19 protein-coding genes are annotated in these 23,630 nt (G+C 62.6%); 17 read left to right on the top strand and 2 right to left on the bottom strand.

Annotation, left to right across the window (positions count from 1 at the left end; translation table 11 throughout):
- Window positions 1-154: 154 nt before the first annotated feature.
- The 5 genes from JFT44_RS07020 to JFT44_RS07000 all read left to right on the top strand — a co-directional run bounded on the left by JFT44_RS07020 (window position 155) and on the right by JFT44_RS07000 (window position 6,778).
- Window positions 155-3,226, top strand: a complete 3,072-nt coding sequence (locus tag JFT44_RS07020; protein WP_169989251.1) for a DUF2339 domain-containing protein — start codon at window positions 155-157, stop codon at window positions 3,224-3,226.
- Window positions 3,226-4,563, top strand: a complete 1,338-nt coding sequence (locus JFT44_RS07015) for a DUF3999 domain-containing protein (RefSeq protein WP_198830479.1) — start codon at window positions 3,226-3,228, stop codon at window positions 4,561-4,563. Before JFT44_RS07020 ends, JFT44_RS07015 begins: the two co-directional genes overlap by 1 nt.
- Before the next feature lie 112 nt (window positions 4,564-4,675).
- Window positions 4,676-5,686: a class 1 fructose-bisphosphatase gene (locus tag JFT44_RS07010; RefSeq protein ID WP_057437154.1), complete on the top strand. Its 1,011-nt coding sequence runs from the start codon at window positions 4,676-4,678 to the stop codon at window positions 5,684-5,686.
- A gap of 237 nt (window positions 5,687-5,923) precedes the next feature.
- A complete protein-coding gene (locus tag JFT44_RS07005) occupies window positions 5,924-6,178 on the top strand; it encodes a lipoprotein (protein WP_038445326.1) in 255 nt (84 codons plus the stop codon).
- Window positions 6,179-6,208: 30 nt separating this feature from the next.
- On the top strand, window positions 6,209-6,778 hold the full coding sequence (locus JFT44_RS07000; RefSeq protein WP_032862264.1) for a lipocalin family protein: 570 nt from the start codon (window positions 6,209-6,211) through the stop codon (window positions 6,776-6,778).
- Window positions 6,779-6,826: 48 nt separating this feature from the next.
- Here the strand turns inward: JFT44_RS07000 and JFT44_RS06995 are convergent, their stop codons facing one another.
- Window positions 6,827-7,135 (bottom strand): DUF6124 family protein, encoded by a 309-nt coding sequence (locus JFT44_RS06995; protein ID WP_057958046.1) that lies wholly within the window; start codon window positions 7,133-7,135, stop codon window positions 6,827-6,829.
- Between the two features lie 338 nt (window positions 7,136-7,473).
- Window positions 7,474-8,838 (bottom strand): formimidoylglutamate deiminase, encoded by a 1,365-nt coding sequence (locus JFT44_RS06990; protein ID WP_198830463.1) that lies wholly within the window; start codon window positions 8,836-8,838, stop codon window positions 7,474-7,476.
- Window positions 8,839-8,985: 147 nt separating this feature from the next.
- Here JFT44_RS06990 and hutC point away from each other — a divergent pair, with 147 nt between their 5' ends.
- The 12 genes from hutC to hutG all read left to right on the top strand — a co-directional run bounded on the left by hutC (window position 8,986) and on the right by hutG (window position 23,544).
- Window positions 8,986-9,696 (top strand): histidine utilization repressor, encoded by a 711-nt coding sequence (gene hutC / locus JFT44_RS06985; protein WP_233093227.1) that lies wholly within the window; start codon window positions 8,986-8,988, stop codon window positions 9,694-9,696.
- The gene (locus JFT44_RS06980; RefSeq protein ID WP_198830462.1) at window positions 9,693-10,253 is read left to right on the top strand and encodes a HutD family protein; all 561 of its coding nucleotides are present in this window, start codon (window positions 9,693-9,695) and stop codon (window positions 10,251-10,253) included. The genes hutC and JFT44_RS06980 overlap by 4 nt, the downstream gene beginning before the upstream one ends.
- A 392-nt stretch (window positions 10,254-10,645) precedes the next feature.
- Window positions 10,646-12,331 carry a urocanate hydratase gene (gene hutU / locus JFT44_RS06975; RefSeq protein WP_169989252.1) on the top strand — a complete coding sequence of 562 codons (1,686 nt, stop codon included), beginning with the start codon at window positions 10,646-10,648 and terminating at the stop codon, window positions 12,329-12,331.
- A gap of 175 nt (window positions 12,332-12,506) precedes the next feature.
- A complete protein-coding gene (locus tag JFT44_RS06970) occupies window positions 12,507-13,976 on the top strand; it encodes a cytosine permease (protein ID WP_057958050.1) in 1,470 nt (489 codons plus the stop codon).
- A 68-nt stretch (window positions 13,977-14,044) separates the two neighbouring features.
- Entirely contained in the window at window positions 14,045-15,013 is a 969-nt protein-coding gene (locus tag JFT44_RS06965) for an ABC transporter substrate-binding protein (RefSeq protein ID WP_198791939.1), read from the top strand.
- A 72-nt stretch (window positions 15,014-15,085) separates the two neighbouring features.
- Window positions 15,086-15,937, top strand: a complete 852-nt coding sequence (locus JFT44_RS06960) for a proline/glycine betaine ABC transporter permease (protein WP_198830461.1) — start codon at window positions 15,086-15,088, stop codon at window positions 15,935-15,937.
- Window positions 15,934-16,758 (top strand): glycine betaine/L-proline ABC transporter ATP-binding protein, encoded by an 825-nt coding sequence (locus tag JFT44_RS06955; RefSeq protein WP_115127186.1) that lies wholly within the window; start codon window positions 15,934-15,936, stop codon window positions 16,756-16,758. The genes JFT44_RS06960 and JFT44_RS06955 overlap by 4 nt, the downstream gene beginning before the upstream one ends.
- A 136-nt stretch (window positions 16,759-16,894) precedes the next feature.
- Window positions 16,895-18,418 carry a histidine ammonia-lyase gene (hutH, locus tag JFT44_RS06950; RefSeq protein WP_120734390.1) on the top strand — a complete coding sequence of 508 codons (1,524 nt, stop codon included), beginning with the start codon at window positions 16,895-16,897 and terminating at the stop codon, window positions 18,416-18,418.
- A 19-nt stretch (window positions 18,419-18,437) separates the two neighbouring features.
- Window positions 18,438-19,976, top strand: coding sequence for a histidine ammonia-lyase (hutH, locus tag JFT44_RS06945; RefSeq protein WP_198830460.1), 1,539 nt, complete (start codon window positions 18,438-18,440; stop codon window positions 19,974-19,976).
- 92 nt (window positions 19,977-20,068) lie between these two features.
- A complete protein-coding gene (locus JFT44_RS06940; RefSeq protein WP_057437175.1) occupies window positions 20,069-21,478 on the top strand; it encodes an amino acid permease in 1,410 nt (469 codons plus the stop codon).
- Between the two features lie 15 nt (window positions 21,479-21,493).
- Window positions 21,494-22,699, top strand: coding sequence for an imidazolonepropionase (gene hutI / locus JFT44_RS06935; RefSeq protein WP_198830459.1), 1,206 nt, complete (start codon window positions 21,494-21,496; stop codon window positions 22,697-22,699).
- A gap of 29 nt (window positions 22,700-22,728) precedes the next feature.
- Window positions 22,729-23,544 carry an N-formylglutamate deformylase gene (gene hutG, locus JFT44_RS06930; protein WP_169989256.1) on the top strand — a complete coding sequence of 272 codons (816 nt, stop codon included), beginning with the start codon at window positions 22,729-22,731 and terminating at the stop codon, window positions 23,542-23,544.
- The last annotated feature ends 86 nt before the right edge of the window (window positions 23,545-23,630 follow it).

Below are 23,630 nucleotides of genomic sequence, written 5' to 3'. Positions count from 1 at the left end.
GCCGCAGGAGCAAAATGGGGGAGCGGGCTTGCCCGCGATAGCGGTACGTCAGTTAGCAAATAGTTGACTGATGCACCGCTATCGCGAGCAAGCCCGCTCCCACATGGGTTATGCGTCTATATACTGGGTCTCGGTTTGCTTAGGGATTTGGACCATGCAATGGATGTTCATGCTGATTGGCCTGGTGCTCGGCTGGGCGCTGGATGAATCGTTCAGTGATGCAGGCTTCGGTGCACTGCTGGGTTTGGGGATTGGCCAGGCCATTCGCCTGTCGCACCTCGGCAGTGCCCTGAAGGCGCTGGAGCAACGCCTCGCGCTGCTGGAAAAGCCGCCTCAGGTTGAACCGTCCATGGCCGAACCCGCGCCCGCCCCAGAGCTGGTCTGGGAGTTGCCCGCCGAACTGCAATCCACCCCGGCTCCCGAACCGAGCCCGCCGCTGCCGGACGATCTGTGGAAACCGGCCGCCGTTGCCCGCGAAGCTGAACCCGAAATCCCTCGTAGCCCCACCCTGATCGAACGTGCCATCGGCGCCGCGCGCAACTGGCTGCTGGGCGGCAATACCGTGCTGCGGGTCGGCGTGGTGCTGTTGTTCCTCGGCCTGGCATTTTTGCTGCGTTATGCCACCGAAGGCATGGTGGTGCCCATCGAGCTGCGCTACGCCGGTGTCGCTGCCTGTGCCCTGGGCTTGCTGGGCCTGGGGTGGTGGCTGCGCCTGCGCCGGGGCAGTTATGCGCTGATCCTGCAAGGCGCGGGCATCGCCGTGTTGTACCTGACGGTGTTCGCCGCCATGCGCCTGCACCCATTGCTCGATCCGAGCGCGGCACTGGGCCTGTTGGTGGCGGTGACGGTGTTTTCGGCGATCCTGGCGATTACCCAGGACGCCATCGGCCTGGCCTGCGCCGCCGCGCTCGGCGGGTTTGCCGCGCCAATCCTCGCGTCCACCGGCGAGGGCAACCATGTGGCGTTGTTCAGCTACTTCGCCCTGCTCAACGCCGGGATCCTCGCCATCGCCTGGTTCAAGGCCTGGCGCTTGCTCAATGTGATTGGCTTTGCCGGCACCTTCGGTATCGGGTTTGCCTGGGGTATTCGCTCTTACACACCGGAACTGCTGTGGAGTACCGAGCCGTTCCTGATTCTGTTTTTCCTGATGTACCTGGCCATCGGCTTGCTGTTTGCGCGACGCAAACTCCTGGAAACGGCCGATGCCCCGGCCGATGACAGCCGTGCCGCGCTGCTGCGCTGGTCGGCAGCCAAGGGCGATTATGTGGATGGCGGCCTGCTGTTCGGCCCGCCGCTTGTGGCATTTGGCTTGCAGTTCACCCTGGTGCAGCACCTGGCCTTCGCCCCGGCCTTCAGTGCGTTGGCATTGGGCATCATCTATATGGTCCTGGCGCGGGTGCTTAGCGGTGGGCGCACCGTGTTGCTGGCAGAAACCTGCCTGGCCCTGGGTGTGATCTTTGCCAGCCTGGCGATCCCGCTGGGCCTGGACGCGCGCTGGACCGCGGCGGCCTGGGCGGTGGAAGGCGCCGGCATCCTTTGGCTCGGTCTGCGTCAGCAACGCTCGTTGGCGCGGGCGTTTGGCCTGCTGTTGCAGTTGGGCTCGGCGCTGGCGTTTCTCAGTGAGCTGGACGTGGGCGAACACACGCTGCTGGACGGCGCGGCGCTGGGCGCCTTGTTGCTCGGCGTGGCGTTGCTGTTCAGCTTCCAGCAACTGCGCACGGCCGCGCTGGAGCAGACCTCGAAGTGGGAGCGCCAGGGCTTGCCGGTCCTGGCCGGCCTTGGCCTGGGCTTTGTGTACCTGCTGGCGCCGTTGCTGGTGGCCGAGCAGGGCACCGCGATCAGCTGGGCGCTGGCGGGACTGGTGACGGTGTTTGTCGGCGTGTCTATCGCTTCGCGCACCTTCCTGTTCTGCGCGCTCGGCGTGCAAGTGCTGGCGGGGGCTTTGGTCGCGCTGACATCCTGGGGCGGCGGTGAACTGCCGGCGTTCCGGCATATCGGTTTCTGGGCGCCGATGCTGGTCGGGTTGGCCGCATTTGTCGGCGCCTGGCGCTTGCGGGGCAGTGATCGACGACTCAAGTTGCCCCATGTATCCAACGGCCTGCTGGCCTGGGGCGCGGCGTGGTGGGTATTGGCGCTGAACCACGAAGTGCTGCGCTTCACCCCGCCAGAGTTGCAAGCCACCTTCCTGTTGGCGGCGGCTGCGGCCAGTGCAGCGTTGTGGATGTTGTTGGCGTTGCGCTTGCGCTGGGCCGCGCTGGGCACCCTCTGCCTGTTGCTGATGCCGGCGGTGGCGCTGGTGGTATTGGTATCGTTGCATCGCTATTACCACCCGGCGGCCGAATGGGGCTGGCTGGCCTGGCTTGCGGTGTTCGCCGTGCATTTCATCGCGCTGCGTTATTTGGCCGACCTGGCGGCGGCAAAAGCCTTGAGCGTCGCCCACGTGCTGGGCTGCTGGATGCTGATCGGCATGCTGGCCCTGGAATTGCGCTACGGCCTGTTGGTGCTTTCGGTGCAATACAACGCCTGGCGCTGGCTGGGCTGGGCGATTTTCCCAAGCCTGTACCTGATAGCCATTGCTGCGCCGCGCCAGTGGCCGTGGCCGCTATCGGCTTATCCACGCGAATATCGCCTGCTGGCCGCGCTGCCGTTGGCCGCGCTGATGCTGGTGTGGTTCTGGTTGGCGAATATGTTCAGCGACGGCACGGCCAGGCCATTACCGTATGTGCCGTTGCTCAACCCCTTGGATCTTGGCCTGCTGTTTGCGCTGCTGGGCGTGTACCTGTGGGCGCGCAGCGCGGCGCCGCAACTGGGCGGCCGCACCCCGTGGATTGCCCAGGGCGTTGCCGGGGTCTCGCTGTTTGCCTTCTTCACCGCACTGGTGATGCGCGCGGCGCACCATTGGGGCGGCGTGCCGTTTGATCTGGATGCGTTGCTTGACTCGATGCTGGTGCAGGCCGGGCTGTCGATTGTCTGGACCCTGATTGCCCTGGGCCTGATGATCGGCGGGCACCTGCGCAATCGCCGGGAAGTGTGGCTGGTCGGCGCGGTGCTGATCGGCGTGGTGGTCGCCAAGTTGTTCCTCGTCGAGTTGAGCAACCGTGGCGGGCTGGAGCGGATCGTGTCGTTTATCGGCGTGGGCGGGCTGTTGCTGGTGGTGGGCTATTTCGCTCCGCTGCCGCCCAAACGCAGCGAACCTGAGATTCAAACCCAAGGAGCGTCCTCTTGATCGGCAAACTGAGCATTGCACTGGTGGGCCTGTGCGCCGCGTTATCGGCGTCGGCCGCAGAAGGCCCCGCAGACTTCACCGCCAAAGTGCCGCTGACGGTCAGCGGCGAAGGCCCCTGGTATCGCCTGGAGTTGCCGCTGGCGGTGCAATTGAGCGCCCGTCAGGCCGATCTCAGTGACCTGCGGGTGTTCAACGCGGCGGGCGAGCCCCAGGCATATGCATTAGTGCGGCAGTCGCCCGCAAGCGCAAACAACCTGGCCCGGCTGAAGGGCTTCCCGCTGTATGCCGCCGACAACGCCAGCGACAGTGTGCCCAGCGTGCGCGTGCAATCCAACGCCACGGGCACCCTGGTGCAGGTGCAGCCGTCCAGCGAGGCGCCGGCCGGCGCGCAGGTGCGACGCGGCTGGCTGCTGGATGCCAGTGCAATCAAGGCGCCGTTGCAAAAGCTGATCCTCGATTGGGCTGCCGAGCATGATGGCTTCCAGCGTTTCAGTATCGAAGCCAGTGACGATTTGCAGCACTGGCGCTCCTGGGGTGACGGGCAGGTGGCGCGTCTGGCATTTGCCGACGAACGGGTGGAGCAGCGTGAAGTCCCCTTGCCAGGGCAGCCAGCGCGCTACCTGCGCCTGCTATGGCAAGGCCAGGCCGCGCCCGAGTTGACCTCCATTGAAGTGCAGAGCACCAGCAGCCTGCCGTTGTCGCTGGTGTGGTCCGAGCCATTGGCCGGCAGTACCCTGGAGCCTGGGCAGTACAGCTGGCAGTTGCCTGGCGTGTTAAGCATCGAGCGGGTGCGCGTTGAGTTGCGCCAGCCCAACAGCCTGGCGCCGGTGGGTCTGCAAGGGCGGCAGGACAGCAAGCAGGCATGGCAGCCATTGAGCCGTGGTTTGCTCTATCGGTTGACGCAGGGCGGGCAAGAAGTCACCCAGGATCAATTGCAGTTGCCGGGCTATCCGGTGCGGCAACTCAAGCTGGACGTAGACGAGCGGGGCGGTGGCCTGGGCGCGCAGGCGCCGGCGTTGAGTTTTGCTGTGCGGGCCACGCAAGTGGTGTTCCTGGCGCGGGGCGAACCGCCGTTTACCCTGGCGCTGGGCAACCCGTCGGCCAAGGCTGCGAACCTGCCGTTGACGACCCTGATTCCCGACTACCAACCCCAGCGCCTCGCGGCTCTGGGCCAGGCTCGGGTCGATGGCGAATGGCACGCCAACCCGCCAGCCGCGCCAAATGTCGCAGGTATCAACTGGCAGACAATCGGCCTGTGGGCCGTATTGCTGCTGGGCGTAGCGGCACTTGGGGCGATGGCCTACAACCTGTTGCGCAAGCCGCCTACCAGGCCCTGAGCCGGGGCCTACATGAACTCTGTCAGGGTTATCTCGTCTGATAGGAGGAAATGCGCCCCGACTCGCGCTAAACTGCGCGGGTTTTTAGCCCCCCCATTCTCCGGAGCCGTCCATGTCCCGCGTTACCCTGAGTCGCTATTTGATTGAGCAGACCCGCAGCAACAACACCCCTGCCGATCTGCGCTTCCTGATCGAAGTGGTGGCGCGTGCTTGCAAGGAAATCAGCCACGCCGTGTCCAAAGGCGCGCTGGGCGGCGTCCTGGGCAGCATGGGCACTGAAAACGTGCAAGGCGAAGTGCAGAAGAAACTCGACGTGATTTCCAACGAAATCCTGCTCGAAGCCAACGAATGGGGCGGTCACCTGGCCGGCATGGCGTCCGAAGAAATGGACAATGCCTACCAGATCCCGGGCAAATACCCTAAAGGCGCGTACCTGTTGGTATTCGACCCGCTGGACGGCTCGTCGAACATCGACATCAACGCGCCAGTCGGCACCATCTTCTCGGTACTGCGTTGCCCTAACGAATACCTGAGCCAGAACGAAGCGCTGAACGAAAAGGCCTTCCTGCAGCCAGGCACCGAGCAGGTTGCTGCCGGCTATGCGATCTACGGCCCACAGACCATGCTGGTGCTGACCCTGGGTGATGGCGTCAAGGGCTTTACCCTGGACCGCGAAATGGGCAGCTTTGTGCTGACTCACGAAGACATCTCCATTCCTGCCTCGACCCAGGAATTTGCGATCAACATGTCCAACCAGCGCCACTGGGAAGAACCGGTCAAGCGCTACGTCAACGAGTTGATGGAAGGCGAAGAAGGCCCGCTGAAGAAAAACTTCAACATGCGCTGGGTGGCCGCGATGGTTGCCGACGTACACCGCATCCTGACCCGTGGCGGTCTGTTCATGTACCCACGCGACAGCCGCGAGCCGTCCAAGCCGGGCAAACTGCGCCTGATGTACGAAGCCAACCCGATGTCGTTCCTGGTTGAGCAAGCGGGCGGTGCGTCGACTGACGGCCACCAGCGCATCCTCGACATCCAGCCTGAAGGCCTGCACCAGCGTGTGGCGGTGTTCCTGGGGTCCAAGGAAGAAGTGGCGCGTGTGACGGGTTACCACAAGGCCTAAGGCCTTCTGTAGGAGCAGGCTTGCTCGCGAAGTATTCCCGGCGCAGCGCTGCGTTGGCTGGATGTTTTTCGCGAGCCAGCTCGCTTTTACAATGAATCATGCGCCAGACCAAGGCCCCGAAACGTTTCAGCGATTCGGGGCTTTTTTTGTTTTTGCCTTGCGGGAACCAGACCCCCCTTTTCCCTTCTAAGCTTCTGGCAGACCCCCACTGCTGCGTGTCCCTCCAGGAGCTCTACCATGTCGTTACGCCGTCTCGCCCTCTTGTGCTTTTGCGTGCTGTTGGCCGCTTGCAGCAAGGTCACCCAGGAAAATTACCAGAAGCTCTCGGCTGGCATGGCCAAGGCCGAGGTGGAGTCGCTGTTGGGTAAGCCCACCGATTGTTCTGGCGCACTGGGCATGTCCAGTTGCACCTGGGGCGACAAAAACAGCTTTATCAGCGTGCAGTACGCCGGTGACAAAGTTCTGATGTTTTCCGGGCAAGGCCTGAAGTAAACCGGGGCGCAAGCCTGCGGGAGAAGAAGAATGATGCGTTTTGTTTTATACCTTTGCGCCAGCCTGTTTTTGGCAGGCTGCGCCAGCCATTCTGGCGATGATCTGCAACCCAAGACTGTCGGCAGCGTCAACCTCAAGCGTTACCAGGGCACCTGGTACGAACTGGCCCGCCTGCCCATGTACTTCCAGCGCAACTGCGCGCAATCCGAGGCCCGTTACTCCCTGCTACCCGATGGCGACATGTCAGTGTTCAATCGCTGCCTGACCACCGAGTGGAAGTGGGAAGAAGCCAAGGGCACGGCCACGCCGCAGGTCCCGGGCAAGACCGACAAGTTGTGGGTCGAATTCAATAACTGGTTCACCGCGTTGCTACCGGGCGTGGCCAAGGGCGATTACTGGGTGTTGTACGTCAGCGATGACTACAAGACCGCCATCGTCGGCAGCCCGAGCCGGCGCTATATGTGGCTGTTGTCACGCACGCCGACCGTCAGTGCCGACACCCGCGAAGACTTGCTGAGCAGGGCGCGCCAGCAGGGTTACGACACCACACGTTTGATCTGGCGTACGTCGGACAAGCAGATGGCCAAGACCTCGCAGTAATGCGAAACAAAGGGCGGGTTTTTTAATAAACCCGCCCTTTTTTTGCCCTCAGGTTCTGGCCGTGGCGGGGTGCAGGTGTGCAATGGATCGATCAACCGTGGTCTTGGCGATCTCCAGTAAATGCCACACCGCCAACACCTTTGCCCGTTCGGGGCTTTGCAGCATCTCTCCACAATCGAGCGCCGTCGCTGACGCACTGTCCAGCAGGCTGGCGGTGTAGAGCAGGGCGTCTTCGAAGCTCAAATCGTCGCGGGCACTGTGAGCATCTTGGGTCGGCAGGTAGTGGTCGATGGCGCGGTTGAAGGCGGCGCGGTCTTTGGCGGGGTCGCTGGGTGGGTCGGGGACAATTTTATGCATGGTGAAGCTCCTTGTGAGAGTCGGAGCCGGTCCGTCGCGACTAAACGAAGGGTGGCGGCTGTACGCAGGTTAGTCGACCGGCCACAAGGAATCCGGCGCACCCGAGGGTGCCCTGCGCACAGCCGCCATAAAACTTCATGTGACCATGCGCCTTGTGATGTGCCGGGCGACTAAACCCGATCACTGATGAGCAGTGACAGACCGCAGGCTAGCCATCGAATCCAACAGGCACAAGGCGGCAGGGATTGTCTCGGAAACGTCCTGCAATTTAAAGGGACACGCCTTGCTGGCCCTTTACAAACCATGACCAACACTCCCACATGGGTTATGGGTTGTTCTTAAGACAACAAGTCTCTCAGGACTTGCGCGAAGGCCCGGCTGCTCTCTTCCTCGCCCGCATGATGCCCATCGCGCACCACCCACTGGCCGTTGACCAACACATCACGCACCTGCCGATCACCCCCGGCAAACAGCCAGCGGTTGAGAATCCCGTCTGCACTGGCCGTCGCCAGGTACGGATCATTGCCGTCCAGCACCAGCCAGTCCGCACGCTTGCCGACTTCCAGGCGACCAATCGGTTGCCCCAGCGCCTGGGCGCCGCCGTCGAGGGCTGCGTCATACAGGGTGCGGCCGACCATCGGTTGATCGCTGCGATACAGGCGGTTGCGCCGCTGGTCGCGCAGGCGCTGGCCGTATTCCAGCCAGCGCAGTTCTTCAACCACGCTCAATGACACATGGCTGTCCGAACCAATCCCCATGCGCCCGCCCTGGGCCAGGAAATCCACCGCTGGGAAAATCCCGTCGCCCAGGTTGGCCTCAGTGGTCAGGCACAGCCCGGCAATCGCCCGGCTGTTGGCCATCAATGTCACTTCGTCGGAGTTGGCGTGGGTGGCGTGCACCAGGCACCAGCGCTGGTCGACGTTCACATGGTCATACAGCCATTGCAGCGGGCGTTTGCCGCTCCAGGCCAGGCAGTCATCGACTTCCTTTTGCTGTTCGGCGATGTGGATATGCACCGGGCAGCTCTTATCGCTGGCGGCCAATACCGCGCTGATCTGTTGCGGAGTGACTGCGCGCAATGAGTGGAAACACAGGCCCAGTTGCTGCGCCGGTTGCGCGGCCAGGATCGGTTGCAGGCGCGCTTGCAGCTCCAGGTAGTTATCGGTGCTGTTGATAAAGCGGCGCTGGCCGTCGTTCGGCGCCTGGCCGCCAAAGCCCGAGTGGCTGTAGAGCACTGGCAGCAAGGTCAGGCCGATCCCGCTGCTGGCCGCCGCCTGGCTGATCTGACGCGACAGTTCGGTGGGGTCGGCGTAAGGCTGGCCGCTGATGTCGTGATGCACATAGTGGAACTCGGCGACCGAGGTGTAGCCGGCCTTGAGCATCTCGATATACAGCTGGCGGGCGATGACCTGCAATTGCTCGGGGCTGATCTGGCCGACCATACGGTACATCAGGTCGCGCCAGGTCCAGAAACTGTCATTGGGGTTGCCGGCGACCTCCGCCAGCCCCGCCATGGCCCGTTGAAACGCGTGGGAGTGCAGGTTCGGCATGCCGGGTAACAACGGGCCTCTCAGCCGCTCGGCGCCGTCTGCACTGGCATTGGCCATCACGTTGGTCAGCAGGCCATCGGCGCTGACTTCAAGCAGTACATCAGTGGCCCATCCATTAGGCAGCAGCGCGCGTTCGGCAAAGAAAGCGGACATGATCAAGGCACCCCGGTCGTGTGTTTATTTGTATATACATATACAGACGTTTGCCTGCTCGGTAAACTCCGGCAATCTATGCATCTTTTCCCCCTGCAAGGATTCCCCGTGCCGACTCCGCCCGCCAAGTCCCCGCTGGCTGCCCACATGGACGAAAGTCCGGCGCCCTTGTATGCCCGCGTCAAGCAGATGATCAGCCAGCAGATTCTCAACGGCAACTGGCCGCCGCACTATCGCGTGCCGTCGGAAAGCGAGTTGGTCAACCAACTGGGCTTTAGCCGCATGACCATCAACCGGGCCCTGCGGGAGCTGACCGCCGAAGGTCTGCTGGTGCGCATGCAAGGCGTCGGCACTTTTGTCGCCGAGCCCAAGAGCCAGTCGGCGCTGTTCGAGGTGCATAACATCGCCGATGAGATCGCCTCCCGTGGCCATCGCCACACCTGCAAGGTGATTACCCTGGGCGAAGAAGCCGCCGGTTCCGAGCGCGCCGTGGCCCTGGAAATGCGTGAAGGCGGGCGGGTGTTCCACTCGCTGATCGTGCACTACGAAAACGATATCCCGGTGCAAATCGAAGACCGTTTCGTCAACGCGTTGGTGGCACCGGAATACCTGCAACAGGATTTCACCCAGCAAACCCCTTACGCCTATCTCAACCAGGTGGCGCCGCTGACCGAGGGCGAGCATGTTGTGGAAGCGATCCTGGCCGACCCGCAGGAATGCAAGCTGCTGCAGATCGAGACCGGCGAGCCGTGCCTGCTGATTCGCCGGCGCACCTGGTCCGGGCGCCAGCCGGTGACTGCCGCACGCCTGATCCACCCCGGTTCCCGCCATAGCCTCGAAGGACGTTTCAGCAAATGAGTGCAGTCAAGGTCTGGCGTGCTGCCGATTACGTACGCATGCCGTGGAAAAACGGCGGCGGCAGCACCGAAGAAATCACCCGTGATGCCGGCCACGGCCTGGAAGGTTTTGGCTGGCGCCTGTCGATTGCCGATATCGGGGAGTCGGGCGGCTTTTCCACGTTTGCCGGGTATCAACGGGTCATCACCGTGATTCAGGGTGCGGGCATGGTGCTGACCGTGGACGGTGAAGAGCAGCGCGGATTGTTACCGCTGCAACCGTTCGCCTTCAAGGGTGAAAGCCAGGTGGTGTGCCGCCTGATCACCGGGCCGATTCGCGACTTCAACCTGATCTACTCGCCCCAGCGTTACCACGCACGTTTGCAGTGGGTGGATGGGGTGCAGCAGTTTTTCAGTGCCGCGCACACCGTGCTGGTGTTCAGTGTGGCTGATGAGGTGAAGGTGCTGGGCGAAGTGCTGGGTCATCATGATTGTTTGCAGGTGGACGGTAACAGTGACTTGCTGGATATCAGCGTGACAGGCCGCTGCTGCCTGATCGAACTGACCGCACGCGATTAAACCTGTGGGAGCTGGCTTGCCTGCGATTGCGGTGTGTCAGACAAGTGGCTATCGCAGGCAAGCCAGCTCCCACATGGGTTATGGAGAGGCTGCACAATCTGTTTCCAGGCCCGCACCAAGTTGTTACCGAATGCCCCAGCATGGCGCAATGCCCTGCCTTTGTAGCAATCCTCCAGCGGTTCAAGTCACCCCTTTCAGAAATTTCATAAAGCCTTCAAGCCTTTATTTCCAAGGCTTACACGCGCCTCGGCAATAAATCTTCAGCACGGACTTCCCAAGTTGGCAGTCAGATTGCATATGCTTGTATGTACAAGTAAAGGTGTGTGCATAAGAGTCGCTAAACATCCTCTTCGCACCATCGTGTTCGCGCATCGATTGCTGAGGAGTTTTTTGTGACTGACTTTTCCCAGAACAAGCCTACCAAGTACCGCGACGTTGAAGTCCGCGCCGCCCGTGGCAACACGCTCACCGCCAAAAGCTGGCTGACTGAAGCGCCGCTGCGCATGCTGATGAACAACCTCGACCCGCAAGTGGCCGAGAACCCGAAAGAGTTGGTGGTGTACGGCGGTATCGGCCGTGCGGCGCGTAACTGGGAATGCTACGACCAGATCGTCGAAAGCCTGACCAACCTGAACGACGACGAAACCCTGCTGGTGCAATCCGGCAAGCCGGTCGGCGTGTTCAAAACCCACAGCAATGCCCCGCGTGTACTGATCGCCAACTCCAACCTGGTACCGCACTGGGCCAGTTGGGAGCACTTCAACGAACTGGATGCCAAGGGCCTGGCCATGTACGGCCAGATGACCGCCGGCAGCTGGATCTACATCGGCAGCCAGGGCATCGTCCAGGGCACCTACGAAACCTTCGTTGAGGCCGGTCGCCAACATTACGACAGCAACCTCAAAGGCCGTTGGGTGCTCACTGCCGGCCTCGGCGGCATGGGCGGCGCCCAACCGCTGGCCGCGACCCTGGCCGGCGCGTGCTCGCTGAACATTGAATGCCAGCAGGTCAGTATCGACTTCCGCTTGAACAGCCGTTATGTCGACGAACAAGCCAGCGACCTCGACGACGCCCTGGCGCGCATCGCCAAATACACCAAGGAAGGCAAGGCCATCTCCATCGCCCTGCTGGGCAACGCTGCCGAAATCCTCCCGGAACTGGTCAAGCGCGGCGTGCGCCCGGACATGGTCACCGACCAGACCAGCGCCCACGACCCACTCAATGGTTACCTGCCTGCCGGCTGGACCTGGGAGCAGTACCGCGCCCGTGCCAAGACCGAGCCGGCTGCCGTGATCAAGGCCGCCAAGCAGTCGATGGCCGTACACGTCAAGGCGATGCTGGACTTCCAGAAGATGGGCGTACCGACCTTCGACTACGGCAACAACATCCGTCAGATGGCGCAGGAAGAAGGCGTGGAAAATGCCTTCGACTTCCCAGGCTTTGTACCGGCCTACATCCGCCCGCTGTTCTGCCGTGGCATCGGCCCGTTCCGTTGGGCGGCACTGTCGGGCGACCCGCAGGACATCTACAAGACCGACGCCAAGGTCAAAGAGCTGATCCCCGACGACGCCCACCTGCACAACTGGCTGGACATGGCCCGCGAGCGCATCAGCTTCCAGGGCCTGCCGGCGCGCATCTGCTGGGTTGGCCTGGGCCAACGTGCCAAGCTCGGCCTGGCATTCAACGAGATGGTACGCAGCGGCGAACTGTCGGCACCGGTGGTGATCGGCCGTGACCACCTGGACTCCGGCTCGGTGGCCAGCCCCAACCGCGAAACCGAATCCATGCAGGACGGTTCCGATGCCGTGTCCGACTGGCCGCTGCTCAATGCCCTGCTCAACACCGCCAGCGGCGCGACCTGGGTTTCGCTGCACCACGGTGGCGGCGTGGGCATGGGCTTCTCCCAGCACTCCGGCATGGTCATCGTCTGCGACGGCACCGACGAAGCCGCCGAGCGTATTGCCCGCGTGCTGCACAACGACCCGGCCACCGGGGTGATGCGTCATGCTGATGCGGGTTACCAGATCGCGATTGATTGCGCCAAGGAGCAGGGCCTGAACCTGCCAATGATCAAGTAACGCCTGGCTCGGTTCCTGTGGGAGCTGGCTTGCCTGCGATGCGGGCGACTGGGTCTGTCAGGCAGACCACAGGGATGCAATCGCAGGCAAGCCAGCTCCCACATTTGACCTGCTGTGTATTTGAAACATGTTTGAGCCGCACCACCGAAAACAATCCATTAGAGGTTGAACACCCATGGCTGCAAAAGACGCGCGTGCAAGCTCCACCCCGTTGATCGAAAGGCGTTCGATCGACTACATCCCGGAAGCGGAAAGACACGGTCGTCTATTGAGCCAGTTCACCCTGTGGATGGGCGCCAACCTGCAAATCACCGCGATTGTCACCGGGGCCCTGGCCGTGGTGCTGGGCGGTGATGTGTTCTGGTCGTTGATCGGTCTGTTGATCGGTCAACTGCTGGGCGGCGGCGTGATGGCGTTGCATGCGGCGCAAGGGCCCAGGCTTGGCCTGCCGCAGATGATTTCCAGCCGGGTGCAGTTCGGTGTGTACGGCGCAGCCATCCCGATTGTGCTGGTGTGTCTGATGTACCTCGGTTTCACCGCCACCGGGACCGTGCTGTCCGGTCAGGCGCTGGGCCAGTTGTTTGGGGTCAGCGACAGCGTTGGCATTCTGATTTTCGCCAGTGTCATCGTGCTGGTCACGGTGCTCGGTTACCGGGTGATCCATTTCATCGGCCGTGTCGCCAGCGTCATTGGGGTGATTGCCTTTGTGTACCTGTTCAGCCGCCTGATGAGCCAGACCGACGTTGGCGCGCTCCTGCAAATCCGCCACTTCAGCTGGAGCAGCTTCCTGCTCGCGGTGTCGCTCGCGGCCTCGTGGCAAATCGCCTTTGGGCCTTATGTGGCTGACTATTCCCGCTACCTGCCGCGCAACACATCCTCGGTGAAAACCTTTCTGGCCGCAGGCGCAGGTTCGGTCATTGGCGCCCAGGTGGCGATGATCCTCGGCGTGTTTGCCGCTGCGATGTCCAACGGGCAATTTGCCGGTAACGAAGTGGCCTACATCGTAGGTCTGGGCGGCACGGGGGCCACGGCGGCATTGCTGTACTTCAGCATCGCATTCGGCAAGGTCACCATCTCCACGCTGAACTCCTACGGCAGCTTTATGTGCATTGCGACCATCGTCAGTGGCTTTCGTGGGCGCATGGAGGTCACGCGCCTGCAGCGCCTGGTTTTCGTGCTGCTGATTGTCGGTGCGGCGACCCTGATCGCGTTGCTCGGCCAGCACTCGTTCCTCAGTGCGTTCAAGTCCTTCATCCTGTTTTTGCTGGCGTTCTTTACACCCTGGAGCGCGATCAACCTGGTGGACTACTACTGCATCACCCGCGACCGCTATGACGTGCCGGCACTGGCCGATCCGAACGGTCGCTACGGCCGCTGGAACCTGCTGGGTATCAGCGTCTACGTGTTCGGGGTGCTGGTGCAGTTGCCGTTCATCGCCACCAAGTTCTACACCGGCCCCCTGGTGGCCAGCCTGGGCGGGGTGGATATTTCCTGGATCATCGGCCTGGTACTGCCCGCCGCCCTGTATTACGTGTGTGCAAAAAAATGGCACGGCGCAATGCCTGAACGACTGATTTTGCCGATAGAGCAGGGCGCTACAGCTATAGCTACCCCTAAAAACAACGGGCTGATTACACAAGCCTGATGGGACGTGGACAAGGCAGGATGCCTTTTGACTGCCGTAATCCATTTCATGATTGGGAGCGTCACATAATGAGAATGCATAAGATCCTGCTGACCCCATTGCTCGCCGCCGGCCTGTTGGCCAGTGCTGGCGCCACCCAGGCGGCCGGTTGGTGCGAGTCGGGCAAACCGGTGAAGTTCGCCGGCCTGAACTGGGAAAGCGGCATGTTGCTGACCGACGTCCTGCAAGTGGTCCTGGAAAAAGGCTACGACTGCAAAACCGATAGCCTGCCGGGCAATTCCATCACCATGGAAAACGCCCTGGGCAGCAACGATATCCAGATCTTCGCCGAAGAGTGGGTTGGCCGTAGCGAAGTGTGGAACAAGGCCGAGAAGGCCGGCAAGGTCGTGGGTGTCGGCGCCCCTGTGGTCGGTGCGGTTGAAGGCTGGTACGTGCCGCGCTATGTGATCGAAGGCGACGCCAAGCGCAAACTCGAAGCCAAGGCCCCGGACCTGAAAAACATCGCCGACCTGGCCAAGTATTCTGCGGTGTTCAAGGACCAGGAAGAGCCCGCCAAAGGCCGCTTCTACAACTGCCCGGCCGGCTGGACCTGCGAGCTGGACAACAGCGAAATGCTCAAGAGCTATGGCCTGGAAAGTTCCTACACCAACTTCCGCCCTGGCACTGGCCCGGCGCTCGATGCGGCGGTGCTGTCGAGCTACAAGCGTGGCGAGCCGATCCTGTTCTACTACTGGTCGCCGACGCCGCTGATGGGCCAGGTGGACCTGGTCAAACTCGACGAAAAACCCGGTGTGGATAAACGCGTGACCATCAAGGTCGGCCTGTCCAAGACTTTCTACGAGCAGGCCCCGGAACTGGTGGCGGTGCTGGAGAAGGTCAACCTGCCCATAGACCTGCTCAACCAGAACCTGGCGCGCATGAGCAAGGAGCGCATTGACTCGGCGAAGCTGGCGAAGATCTTCCTCAAGGAGCACCCGCAGGTATGGCACGCCTGGGTCAGTGAAGACGCAGCCAAGAAAATCGACGCGGCCTTGTAGGCCCAGTGCCCCCGGCTACCCTGAACAGGCAGCCGGGCACCCGGCCACACTCCACTGGATCGAGAGCACGTTATGTTTCCTGAGAGTTTTACGTTTTCCATCGCCGACTGGGTCAACGGTTGGGTCGATGCACTGGTGACCAATTACGGCGATGTGTTCCGGCAGATCTCCGACACCTTGCTGTGGGCCATCGTCAACCTGGAGGGCCTGCTACGCGCGGCACCCTGGTGGCTGATGCTGGCGATAGTCGGCGGCATTGCATGGCACGCCACCCGCAAGCTGCTGACCACGGCTGTGATCGTCGGCCTGTTGTTCCTGGTGGGTGCGGTCGGCCTGTGGGACAAGCTGATGCAGACCCTGGCGCTGATGATGGTGGCCACGGTGATCTCGGTGCTGATCGGCATTCCCCTGGGCATTCTCTCGGCACGCAGCAATCGCCTGCGCTCGGTGTTGATGCCGCTGCTGGACATCATGCAGACCATGCCCAGCTTCGTGTACCTGATCCCGGTACTGATGCTGTTTGGCCTGGGCAAGGTGCCGGCGATTTTCGCCACGGTGATCTACGCCGCGCCGCCGCTGATTCGCCTGACCGACCTGGGCATTCGCCAGGTGGACCGGGAAGTGATGGAAGCCATCAATGCCTTCGGCGCCAACCGCTGGCAGCAACTGTTTGGCGTGCAACTGCCGCTGGCCCTGCCGAGCATCATGGCCGGGATCAACCAGACCACCATGATGGCCCTGTCGATGGTGGTGATCGCCTCGATGATCGGCGCCCGTGGCTTGGGTGAAGACGTATTGGTGGGCATCCAGACCCTTAACGTCGGGCGCGGCCTGGAGGCTGGCCTGGCGATTGTGATTCTCGCAGTGGTCATCGACCGCATTACCCAGGCCTATGGTCGTCCACGGCATGAGGCGAGCAAATGACTACTGTCAGCAAGATCGAAGTGAAAAACGTATTCAAGATTTTCGGTGCGCGTGAGCAGGAAGCCCTGGCGCTTATTGGCCAAGGCCAGACCAAGGACCAGGTGCTGGCACAGACCGGTTGTGTGGTGGGCGTGAATGACCTGTCCCTGAGCATCGGTACCGGCGAGATCTTTGTGATCATGGGCCTGTCGGGTTCCGGCAAGTCCACCCTGGTGCGCCACTTCAACCGCCTGATCGACCCCACCAGCGGCGCGATCCTGGTGGACGGCGAAGACATCCTGCAACTGGATATGGAAGCCCTGCGCCAGTTCCGCCGGCACAAGATCAGCATGGTGTTCCAGAGCTTCGGCCTGCTGCCCCACAAGAGCGTGCTGGACAACGTCGCCTATGGCCTGAAAGTGCGCGGTGAAACCAAGCAAGTGTGCACCGAGCGTGCATTGCACTGGATCGAAACCGTGGGCCTGAAGGGCTACGAAAGCAAATACCCGCACCAGTTGTCGGGCGGCATGCGCCAGCGCGTGGGCCTGGCCCGGGCCCTGGCGGCCGACACCGACATCATCCTGATGGACGAGGCGTTCAGCGCCCTTGACCCACTGATCCGCGCCGAGATGCAGGACCAGTTGCTGGAGCTGCAAAAGACCCTGCACAAGACCATCGTGTTTATCACCCACGACCTGGATGAGGCCGTGCGCATCGGTAACCGCATCGCGATCCTCAAGGACGGCAAGCTGATCCAGGTCGGCACGCCGCGGGAGATCTTGCATTCGCCGGCGGATGAGTATGTGGACCGGTTTGTTCAGCGGCGGGCGGCGGTGGTCTGAGCCGGGGTTTGTGGTGAGTCGGCTGGCCTCTTCGCGAGCAAGCCCGCTCCCACAGGGGAACGCATTCCAAGTGTGGGAGCGGGCTTGCTCGCGAAGAGGCCGGCAAGGCTGCAAAAGAATTGAAGAAGGTATGAAGATGTCCCAGGCTAAAAAAATCGTCATCGCCGACACCCCCCTGCACTGGCAGGACGTGGTTGCCGTCGCGCGCTTCGGCGCCGAGCTGGAGCTGTCGGGCCCGGCCTGGGCGCGGATCGACAATGCCCAGGCCATCGTGCAACGCATCGTCACCAGCGGCGAGCGGGCCTATGGCGTCAACACCGGCCTGGGCGCCTTGTGCAATGTGTCGCTCAAGGGCGAGCAACTGAGTCAACTGTCGCGCAACACCTTGCTCAGCCACGCCTGTGGTGTGGGAGCGCCGCTGAGTGATGAACAGACCCGCGCGATCATCTGCGCGGCCATCATCAACTTCAGCCAGGGCAAGTCCGGCCTGCATCCGCAGGTGGTGCATTCGCTGCTGGCGCTGCTCAACCATGGCATCACCCCGCACGTGCCGTCCCAGGGCTCGGTGGGCTACCTGACCCACATGGCCCATATCGGCATTGCCCTGCTGGGAGTGGGAAATGTCAGCTATCGCGGCCAGATTGTGACGGCCGAGGCGGCGCTGGCCGCCGAAGGCTTGCAGCCGGTGGTGCTCGGCGCCAAGGACGGCCTGTGCCTGGTCAATGGCACACCATGCATGAGTGGCCTGAGCTGCCTGGCCCTGGCCGATGCCCACCACTTGCTGCAATGGGCCGATGTGATCGGCGCCATGAGTTTTGAAGCACAACGCGGGCAGATCGATGCCTTCGATGAGCAGATCATCGCCCTCAAGCCACACCCCGGTATGCAGCAGGTCGGCAGTAACCTGCGGGCCTTGCTCGAGGGCAGCGAGGTGATTGCCGCCAGCCGTGGCATTCGTACCCAGGACGCGCTGAGCATCCGTTCGATCCCCCAGGTCCACGGCGCCGCCCGCGATCAACTGGAGCACGCCACCCGGCAGATCGAAACCGAACTCAACGGTGCCACCGACAACCCACTGCTGCTGGGCACGCCGGACAACTACCGCGTGGTGTCCCAGGCCAACCCCCACGGCCAGTCCGTGGCGCTGGCGGCGGATATGCTGGCCATCGCCATGGCGGAAATCGGCTCCATCGCCGAGCGCCGCCTGGACCGCCTGATCAACCCCCACGTTAGCGGCTTGCCGGCATTCCTGGTGAGCAACCCGGGGGTCAACTCGGGGATGATGATCGTGCAGTACGTCGCCGCTTCCCTCTGTGGGCAGAATCGCCAACTGGCGCAGCCGGCCGTGCTCGACAACTTCGTCACCTCGGGCCTGCAGGAAGACCACCTGAGCATGGGCACCAACGCCGCGCTCAAGCTGCACTCAGTGTTGGCAAACCTCACCCAGATCCTCGCCATCGAATACCTGTTGGCGGCCCAGGCCTTTGAGTTCCTCAAGGCGCAAGGCTTCGGCGCCGGCACCCACACCGCCTGGCGCCTGCTGCGCGAGCACGTCCCGGCCTATGAACAGGACCGTTGGTTGGCGCCGGACATCGCGACCACGGCGGCGCTGCTCAAGGACACCGATTTGTTGAACCACGCTTTACCGAATTTGCACTGAACCCTATTTCAAAAGGAGCATGAATGTGACTGCGCTAAATCTGATTCCAGGCCAACTGACCCTTGCCCAACTGCGGGCCATCTACCAGCAGCCGGTAACCCTCAGCCTGGATGACAGCGCCTCGGCGCAGATCGAAGCCAGTGTGGCCTGTGTCGAGCAGATTCTCGCCGAGAACCGCACCGCCTATGGCATCAACACCGGTTTCGGCCTGCTGGCCTCGACCCGTATCGCCAGCGAAGACCTGGAAAACCTCCAGCGTTCCCTGGTGTTGTCCCACGCGGCCGGGGTCGGCGAGCCGATCAGCGATGCGCTGGTGCGTTTGGTGATGGTGCTCAAGGTCAACAGCCTGAGCCGCGGTTTCTCCGGGATTCGCCGCCAGGTGATCGACGCGCTGATCGCCTTGATCAACGCCGAGGTCTACCCGCATATCCCGCTCAAGGGCTCGGTGGGCGCGTCCGGTGACTTGGCGCCGCTGGCCCATATGTCCCTGGTGCTGTTGGGCGAAGGCAAGGCGCGTTACAAAGGTGAGTGGCTGGAGGCGACCGAAGCGCTGAAAGTCGCCGGCCTCACGCCGCTGACCCTGGCTGCCAAGGAAGGCCTGGCGCTGCTCAATGGCACCCAGGTCTCCACGGCCTACGCCCTGCGTGGCTTGTTCGAAGGCGAAGACCTGTTCGCCGCCGCCATCGCCTGTGGCGGCCTGACCGTGGAAGCGGTGCTGGGCTCGCGCTCGCCGTTCGACGCGCGCATCCATGCGGCCCGTGGCCAGCGTGGGCAGATCGACTCGGCCGCCGCCTATCGCGACCTGCTCGGTGAAAGCAGCCAGGTGTCCCAGTCCCACCAGAACTGCGACAAAGTGCAAGACCCGTACTCCCTGCGCTGCCAGCCGCAAGTCATGGGCGCCTGCCTGACCCAGTTCCGCCAAGCGGCCGAGGTGTTGGTGGTCGAAGCCAACGCGGTATCGGATAACCCGCTGGTATTTGCCACCGAAGGCGATGTGATCTCCGGCGGTAACTTCCACGCCGAACCGGTGGCGATGGCCGCCGACAACATGGCCCTGGCCATTGCTGAAATCGGCTCCCTGAGCGAGCGCCGTATCTCGTTGATGATGGACAAGCACATGTCGCAATTGCCGCCGTTCCTGGTGGGCAATGGCGGGGTCAACTCCGGTTTCATGATTGCCCAGGTGACGGCAGCGGCGTTGGCCAGCGAGAACAAGGCGTTGTCCCATCCCCATAGCGTCGACAGCCTGCCGACGTCGGCCAACCAGGAAGACCACGTGTCGATGGCGCCGGCTGCCGGCAAGCGCCTGTGGGAAATGGCTGAAAATACCCGGGGGGTGCTCGCAGTGGAATGGCTGGCCGCCTGCCAGGGCCTGGACCTGCGCGATGGCCTGAAAACCTCGCCCAAGCTGGAAAAGGCCCGTGGGATCCTGCGCGCAAAAGTGGGCTTCTATGACAAGGACCGCTTCTTCGCCCCGGATATCAATGCCGCCAGCGAACTGTTGGCCAGCCGCTGCCTGAACGAGTTGGTGCCGGCCAAGCTGCTGCCAAGCCTGTAAGCCGCACACCGATCCTGTGTGGGAGCTGGCTCCCGCATGGGGTCGCCCATAGGTTCGGATTCTCTCTGGATAACAATAATTAGGGACGAGAAATGCACCAGCAAGCACAAGGTCTCAAACGCGGACTGACCGCCCGTCATATTCGCTTCATGGCACTGGGGTCGGCGATCGGCACCGGGCTGTTCTACGGTTCTGCCTCGGCGATCCAAATGGCCGGCCCGGCGGTGTTGCTGGCCTATCTGATCGGCGGCGCCGCCGTATTTATGGTGATGCGCGCCCTCGGCGAAATGGCCGTGCACAATCCGGTGTCCGGCTCGTTCGGCCAGTACGCCAGCACTTACCTGGGCCCGATGGCCGGTTTTATCCTCGGTTGGACCTACGCTTTTGAAATGATCATCGTCTGCCTGGCGGACGTCACCGCCTTCGGCATCTACATGGGCTTCTGGTTTCCCGAGGTCGCACGCTGGGTCTGGGTGCTCGGCATCGTCCTACTGATCGGCGGGCTGAACCTGTGCAACGTCAAGGTGTTCGGCGAAATGGAGTTCTGGCTGTCGTTGCTCAAGGTCGGCGCGATTGTCGCGATGATCCTTGGCGGGTTCGGCATCATGCTGTTCGGCGTGCATTCGGCGGCTGACGCACCGGCCAGCGGGTTGAGCAACCTGTGGGCCCATGGTGGCTTCATGCCCAATGGCCTGGGCGGCCTGATCGCCTCGTTTGCGGTGGTGATGTTTGCCTTTGGCGGCATCGAGATCATCGGCATCACTGCCGGTGAAGCCAAGGACCCGCAACGGGTGATCCCCAAGGCGATCAACGCGGTACCGCTGCGCATCCTGCTGTTCTACGTGCTGACCCTGTTTGTGCTGATGGCCATCTACCCGTGGCCGCAGATCGGCAGCCAGGGCAGCCCATTCGTGCAGATCTTCAGCAACCTGGGGATTGGCTCGGCGGCGACCATCCTCAATATTGTGGTGATCTCGGCGGCCGTCTCGGCCATCAACAGTGACATCTTCGGCGCCGGCCGCATGATGTACGGCCTGGCCCAGCAAGGGCAGGCGCCCAAGGGCTTTGCGCAACTGTCGCGCCACGGTGTGCCGTGGATGACCGTGGTGGTGATGGGCGCAGCGCTGCTGGGCGGCGTGGTGTTGAACTACCTGATCCCGGAAAACGTATTCCTGGTGATTGCCTCGATTGCCACTTTCGCTACCGTGTGGGTGTGGCTGATGATCCTGGTCACGCAGGTGGCGATGCGCCGCTCGATGACCAAGGCGCAGATCGCCGAACTGAAATTCCCGGTACCGTTCTGGCCCTATGCGCCGGCGGCGGCCATTGTGTTCATGCTGTTTATTTTTGGTGTGCTGGGCTACTTCCCGGACACCCAGGCCGCGCTGCTGGTGGGCGCCGTATGGATCGTGTTGCTGGTCCTCGCCTACCTGCTGTGGGTCAAGCCCGCAGCAGGGCAAGCGGCCAAGGTCAATTACGACCCGGCTTTGTCTCACCGATAACTTAGGGAGGCGTTGATGAAAACGCTTTGGCAACACTGCCACATCGCAACCATGGCCCGGGGCGAGTACTCGATCATCGAGGATGGCGCCATGGTCACGGCCGGTTCGCTGATCGAGTGGGTCGGCCCCCGTGCCGAGCTGCCGCCTGGCGACTACGCGCAGACCCATGACTTGCAAGGGGCGTGGGTCACGCCGGGGCTGATCGACTGCCATACCCACACGGTATTTGGCGGCAACCGCAGCGGCGAATTCGAGCAGCGCCTGCAAGGCGTGAGCTACGCCGAGATCGCGGCGACCGGCGGCGGCATTGCCAGCACCGTACGCGCCACGCGTGCGGCGACCGAGGACGAGCTGTTCGACAGCAGCCGCAAGCGCCTGCGCAGTTTGCTGCGCGATGGCGTGACCACGGTGGAGATCAAGTCCGGCTACGGCCTGGATCTGGCCAACGAGCGCAAGATGCTGCGGGTGGCCCGGCGCCTGGGCCAGGAGTTGCCCGTCAGCGTGCGCGCCACGTGCCTGGCGGCCCATGCGTTGCCGCCGGAGTACAAGGATCGCGCCGACGACTACATCGAGCACATCTGCAACGAGATGCTGCCGACCCTGGCAGCAGAAGGGTTGGTGGACGCAGTGGATGCGTTCTGCGAATACCTGGCGTTTTCCACCGAGCAGGTAGAGCGCGTGTTCAAGGTCGCGCAGCGCTTGGGGTTGCCGGTAAAGTTGCACGCCGAGCAACTGTCGTCGCTGCACGGCTCCAGCCTGGCGGCGCGGTATCAGGCGCTGTCGGCGGATCACCTGGAGTTCATGACCGAAGAAGACGCCATCGCCATGGCCGCCGCCGGCACCGTCGCCGTGTTGCTACCGGGCGCGTTTTACTTTTTGCGCGAAACCCAGTTGCCGCCGATGGACGCCTTGCGCAAGCACGGGGTGAAGATCGCCATTGCCAGCGACCTCAACCCCGGCACCTCGCCGGCCTTGTCCGTGCGGCTGATGCTGAACATGGCCTGCACCTTGTTCCGCATGACCCCGGAAGAAGCCCTGGCCGGTGTTACCCAGCATGCCGCCACGGCGTTGGGCATGGGCGACACCCATGGCTCGCTGGAAGTGGGCAAGGTCGCGGATTTTGTCGCCTGGCAGATCGACCGCCCCGCCGACCTGGCCTACTGGCTGGGTGGCGAGTTGGATAAACGCGTCGTGCGCCATGGCGTCGACGTCGATGTGTAAGGTTGCCTTTGTGAGTAAGGAGTACTGCTGTGGATAAGGTTCTGAACTTCAAACAAGGCCGCACACCGCTGCTGATCAGCATGCCCCACGCCGGCCTGCGCCTGACGCCTGCGGTTGCAGCGGGCCTGATCCCCGAGGCGCAAAGCCTGCCGGATACCGACTGGCATATCCCTACGCTGTACGATTTTGCTGCAGAGCTGGGGGCCAGCACCCTGGCGGCCGAGTATTCGCGGTTTGTCATCGACTTGAACCGGCCGTCGGACGACAAGCCGCTGTATGCCGGGGCGACCACCGGCCTGTTTCCCGCGACGCTGTTTGATGGCGTGCCGTTGTTTATTGAAGGCAAGGAGCCGTCGAAGGCGGAGCGGGCGACCTATCTGGAGCAGATCTGGACGCCTTATCACCAGACCCTGCAACAGGAACTGGCGCGGCTCAAGGCCGAATTCGGCTACGCGCTGCTGTTCGACGCCCACTCGATCCGCTCGGTGATCCCACACCTGTTCGACGGCAAGCTACCGGACTTCAACCTCGGCACCTTCAATGGCGCCGCCTGCGACCCCCAGTTGGCCAGCCAGTTGGAAGCCATCTGCGCGGCGCATCCGCACTACAGCCATGTGCTGAACGGGCGCTTCAAGGGCGGGCATATCACCCGGCACTACGGCAACCCGGCGCAGGATATTCATGCGGTGCAGTTGGAGTTGGGGCAGTGCACGTACATGGAGGAGTTTGAGCCGTTCAGGTATCGACAGGATCTGGCCGAGCCGACGCGGGTGGTGTTGAGGCAGTTGCTGGAAGGGTTCTTGGCGTGGGGCCAGAAGCAGTTGTCTTCAAGGCCTATTCCGTAACTTGAGTAGGTTATTTCCTTAATGTGGTTACCACCCTTAGTACATCTATGTTGTTTGGTTAGTCTGCGGGCCTCTGCGATCAGGAA

This window comes from Pseudomonas sp. MF5691, from assembly GCF_016405645.1.
In the GTDB taxonomy this organism is placed as follows: domain Bacteria; phylum Pseudomonadota; class Gammaproteobacteria; order Pseudomonadales; family Pseudomonadaceae; genus Aquipseudomonas; species Aquipseudomonas shahriarae.
This window is presented reverse-complemented; position numbering and strand designations above follow the sequence as displayed.